The following is a 4,651-nucleotide window of genomic DNA, read 5'->3' on the forward strand; positions in this document are numbered from 1 at the left end:
GACATCACGGGGAGGGTCCTGACGCCGGGCGCCGCGGGGTACGACGAGGCGCGCGCCCTCTTCAACGCGATGATCGACGTCCGGCCCGCGGTCATCGCCCAGTGCGCGGACGCGGCCGACGTCCAGACCGCCCTGCGCGAGGGTCGTGAGGCCGGGATGGAGATCGCGGTGCGCTCGGGCGGCCACTCGGTCGCCGGCATGTCCACCGTCGAAGGCGGCCTGGTCATCGACGTGCGCAACCTCAAGTCCGCGCAGGTCGACCCGGAGGCGCGCACGATGCGCTGCGGAGCGGGCCTGACGTGGGGCGAGTTCGACGCTGCCACCCAGGCGCACGGGCTCGCGACGACCGGCGGACGGGTCTCGACCACCGGCGTCAGCGGCTTCACCCTCGGCGGCGGCTCGGGCTGGCTCGAGCGCAGCTACGGGCTGGCCTGCGACAACCTGCGCGCCGTCGAGCTCGTGACGGCCGACGGCGAGATGGTTCGTGCCAGCCGCGACACGCATCCGGACCTGTTCTGGGCGCTGCACGGCGGCGGCGGGAACTTCGGCATCGCCACCGCGCTGGAGTTCGACCTGCACCCGGTGGGCCCGACCGTCCTCGCCGGCCTCATGCTGTGGCCGGGCGACCGTGGGCGCGACGTGCTCGCCGGCCTGCGCGCGATGATGGAGGACGCCCCTGACGCCGTGGCCTCGGCGTGCGTGTACCTCACGGGTCCGCCCGAGCCGTTCGTTCCCGAGCACCTGCAGGGGCAGCTGTGCTGCGGCGCCGCCTTCCTCTGGGCCGGTGACCCCGCCGACGGCGAGCCGTGGGCGGCGAGGCTGCGTGACATGGGTCCGGCCGTCGATCTCGTGGGGCCGATGCCCTACACGGAGTTCCAGTCGATGATCGACGACCCGCCCGGGCTGCGGAACTGGTGGACGGCGGACTACCTGGCCGACCTCTCCGACGAGGCCGCGGAGGTCTTCACGAGCCACTCCGAGCGCATGCCGGTGCCCTCGGTCTGCCAGTCGATCATGTTCCCCTGGGGAGGCGAGGTCGCGCGGGTCGACAAGTCCCTCACGCCGATGGCCAAGCGCGACGCGACCTGGGTCTCGCACCCGTTCGTCCTGTGGGAGGACGCGGCCGACGACGAGCGGCACATCTCCTGGGGCCGGGGCATCTCGGCCGACCTCAAGCCGTTCACCACCGGCGGTGTGTACCTGAACTTCATCGGCGATGAGGGTCAGGATCGCGTCCGGGCCGGGTTCGGGGACAGCTACGACCGTCTGGCCCGGATCAAGCGCCAGTACGACCCGGACAACGTGTTCCGCGGCAACCAGAACATCGCGCCGGCCTGACCGGCTTGCAAGGCCCCGGCCGGGTCGGCGCGTTCCGGCCCGACCGGGAGCCCTGCGCGCGACTAGAATCCGCGGCATGTCTCATCGCCTGCCCGAGCGCGACCGTCCGTGGATGATGCGGACCTACGCGGGACACTCCACCGCGCAGAAGTCCAACGAGCTCTACCGGTCGAACCTGTCCAAGGGCCAGACCGGCCTGTCGGTGGCGTTCGACCTGCCCACGCAGACGGGCTACGACCCGGACCACGAGCTCGCCCGCGGCGAGGTGGGCAAGGTCGGCGTCCCGGTCGCGCACCGCGGCGACATGGAGACGCTCATGTCCGGCATCCCGCTGGACAAGATGAACACGTCGATGACGATCAACGCCACCGCGGCCTGGCTGCTGGGGCTGTACATCGTCGCCGCCGAGGAGCAGGGCGTCGACCAGTCCCTGCTCCAGGGCACGACCCAGAACGACATCATCAAGGAGTTCCTGGCCCGCGGGACCTACGCCTTCCCGCCCGGACCGTCGATGCGGCTGATCGCCGACATGGTCGCCTACACGGTGACCGAGGTCCCGAAGTGGAACCCGATCAACATCTGCAGCTACCACCTGCAGGAGGCCGGGGCCACCCCGGTGCAGGAGATCGCCTACGCGATGAGCAACGCGATCGCCGTGCTCGACGCGGTCCGCGAGCGGGTCGACGAGGAGCTCATGCCCAAGGTCTTCGGGCGCATCTCCTTCTTCGTCAACGCGGGCGTGCGCTTCGTCGAGGAGCACGCCAAGCTGCGCGCGATGAGCGTCCTGTGGGAGGAGCTCGGCCGCGAGCGCTACGGCGTGACGGACGAGAAGCAGCTGCGGTTCCGCTACGGCGTGCAGGTCAACTCCCTGGGCCTCACCGAGACCCAGCCGGAGAACAACGTGCAGCGCATCGTGCTCGAGGCGCTCGCCGTCACGATGGGCCGCGACGCCCGCGCCCGCGCCGTGCAGCTCCCCGCCTGGAACGAGGCGCTCGGCCTGCCGCGTCCGTGGGACCAGCAGTGGGCCCTGCGGATCCAGCAGGTCCTCGCCTTCGAGACCGACCTGCTCGAGTACCCGGACATCTTCGAGGGCTCCAAGGTCATGGAGGGCCTCGTCGCCGAGCTGCTGGAGGGCGCGCGCGCCGAGATGGCGGTCGTGTCCGAGCACGGCGGCGCGGTCTCCGCCGTCGACTACATGAAGTCGGCGCTCGTCGACAGCCACCGCGAGCGCATCCGCCGCATCGAGGCGGGCGACCAGATCGTCGTCGGCATCAACAAGTACACGGAGACCGAGAAGTCGCCGCTGATCGACGAGGAGGGCGGCATCCTCGTGGTCGACCCGACGGTCGAGGCCCAGCAGCGCGAGGCGGTCGCCGCCTGGCGCTCGCAGCGCGACCAGGCCGCGGTCGACGCCGCCCTGGAGGAGCTGACCCGCGTGGCCGGCACCGACGAGAACATCATGCCCGCCACGATCGCCGCGGCCCGCGCGGGCGCGACGACCGGCGAGTGGTCCGCCGCGCTGCGCGAGGCGTTCGGCGAGTACCGCGGACCGACCGGCGTCGGCGAGGCGGCGGCCGGCACCGACGACCCGGACATCGAGGAGCTGCGCGAGGAGGTCGACCGCGTCAGCGAGGCCCTCGGCCGGCGCCTGAAGATCCTCGTCGGCAAGCCGGGCCTGGACGGTCACTCCAACGGCTCCGAGCAGATCGCCGTGCGCGCGCGTGACGCGGGCATGGACGTCGTCTACGAGGGCATCCGCCTGACCCCCGCGCAGATCGCGTCGAGCGCGCTGCAGGAGGGCGTCCACGTGATCGGCCTGTCGATCCTGTCCGGCTCGCACCGCGAGCTGATCCCGGACGTCATCACCGCGCTGCGCGAGGCCGGGGTCGATGCTCCCGTCGTGGTCGGCGGCATCATCCCCGAGCAGGACGAGCAGCCGCTCAAGGACGCGGGCGTCTCCGCGGTCTACACCCCGAAGGACTTCGACATCCGCAAGATCATGCGGGACATCGTCGCGCTCGTCGCCGAGACGAACGGCGTCGAGGCGACAGCGTCGGCGTGAGCGCCCGGTGATCCCCGACGGCGGCGAGTTGGGAGCTCGGCTGCGCGACGGCGACCTCGACGCCGCGCCCGCCGTGCTGAACCTCGTCGAGAACCGCACGCCCGAGGCCCGCGAGCAGATCGCCACGCTGCTGCGCGAGGTCTCCCCCGCCGCGCTGGGCGGTGAGGCGCCCGGTCACGTCGTCGGCGTCACCGGCCCGCCGGGCGCGGGCAAGTCGACGCTCCTGAGTGAGCTCGTCCGCGAGTGGCGCTCGCGGGACCGCTCGGTCGCGGTGCTCGCGGTGGACCCGTCGTCCCGGCGCTCGGGCGGCTCGCTGCTGGGCGACCGCGCCCGGATCATGTTCGACCCGAAGGACCCGCGGATCTTCATCCGGTCCACCGCGGCGGGCGAGCGGCTCGGCGGCCTCGCCCCCGCCACGCGTGCCGCCGCCCACGCGCTGGCCGCGGCCTTCGACGTCGTCGTCATCGAGACGGTCGGCGTCGGGCAGTCCGAGACCGAGGTCGCGGAGGTCGCCGACACGGTCGCGGTCGTCGTGCAGCCGGGGTCCGGCGACGCGCTGCAGTTCCTGAAGTCCGGGATCATGGAGATCCCCGACGTGCTCGTCGTGACGAAGGCCGACCTCGGGGACATCGCCCTGCGCGCCCGCCGCGACCTCAGCGCCGCTCTGCGCTCGGCCGGGTCCCGCGACACCGCGGTCGTCGCGGTCTCCTCGATCAGCCCTGTCAAGGGGATCGACGAGCTCGTCGACGCGCTCGACGCCCACCGCGAGCGGCTCGACGTGAGCAGCCGGCGCCTGGACGCCCGCCGCGCCAGCGCGCTCGCGGACTTCACCGTCGAGCACGGCGAGCGCGGCGTCCGCGCCCTCGGGGGCCGTCGTGCCGCGCAGCGCTTCCTCGCCGAGCAGGACGCGGGCGCCGACGTGCCCGCCTTGATGACCGCCCTCGAAGACCGGGCGGAGGCCCACCCATGAAGATCGACGCCCTCATCCTGCTCGCCGCGTTCGCCGTCGGCACCCTCGTCGCCGAACTCGCGGGCGCGGTCAACCTCGGGACCGCGCTGGCCTTCGGTCAGCTCGCGTTCGCCATCGCCCTGGTCCTGGTCCTGGTCCGCCGCCCCTGAGGAGGCGGGTCAGGGCGCGCTCGACTCCGGCGGCTGCGGCTGGGGCTTCGCCAGGGAGGAGATCCGCCAGTTCCCGCCCTGCAGCACGAGCTCCAGCGTGTCGTCCGAGGGCTTCTGGTTCTTCGCCGTGGA

4 protein-coding genes are annotated in these 4,651 nt (G+C 72.5%); all 4 read left to right on the forward strand.

Annotated features, from left to right (window positions below; all coding sequences use genetic code 11):
• Positions 1–3 precede the first annotated feature (3 nt).
• The 4 genes from ABYE80_RS17370 (at position 4) to ABYE80_RS17385 (ending at position 4,519) form a co-directional block, all read left to right on the forward strand.
• On the forward strand, positions 4–1,338 hold the full coding sequence (locus ABYE80_RS17370; RefSeq protein ID WP_372791569.1) for an FAD-binding oxidoreductase: 1,335 nt from the start codon (positions 4–6) through the stop codon (positions 1,336–1,338).
• Between the two features lie 76 nt (positions 1,339–1,414).
• Complete coding sequence (locus ABYE80_RS17375; RefSeq protein ID WP_372791566.1) at positions 1,415–3,400, forward strand: methylmalonyl-CoA mutase family protein; 1,986 nt, start codon at positions 1,415–1,417, stop codon at positions 3,398–3,400.
• Positions 3,401–3,407: 7 nt separating this feature from the next.
• A complete protein-coding gene (locus tag ABYE80_RS17380; protein WP_372791567.1) occupies positions 3,408–4,370 on the forward strand; it encodes an ArgK/MeaB family GTPase in 963 nt (320 codons plus the stop codon).
• Positions 4,367–4,519: a hypothetical protein gene (locus ABYE80_RS17385; protein ID WP_372791568.1), complete on the forward strand. Its 153-nt coding sequence runs from the start codon at positions 4,367–4,369 to the stop codon at positions 4,517–4,519. The genes ABYE80_RS17380 and ABYE80_RS17385 overlap by 4 nt, the downstream gene beginning before the upstream one ends.
• Positions 4,520–4,651 lie beyond the last annotated feature (132 nt).

This window comes from Paraconexibacter sp. (genome assembly GCF_041602235.1).
GTDB lineage: Bacteria > Actinomycetota > Thermoleophilia > Solirubrobacterales > Solirubrobacteraceae > Paraconexibacter.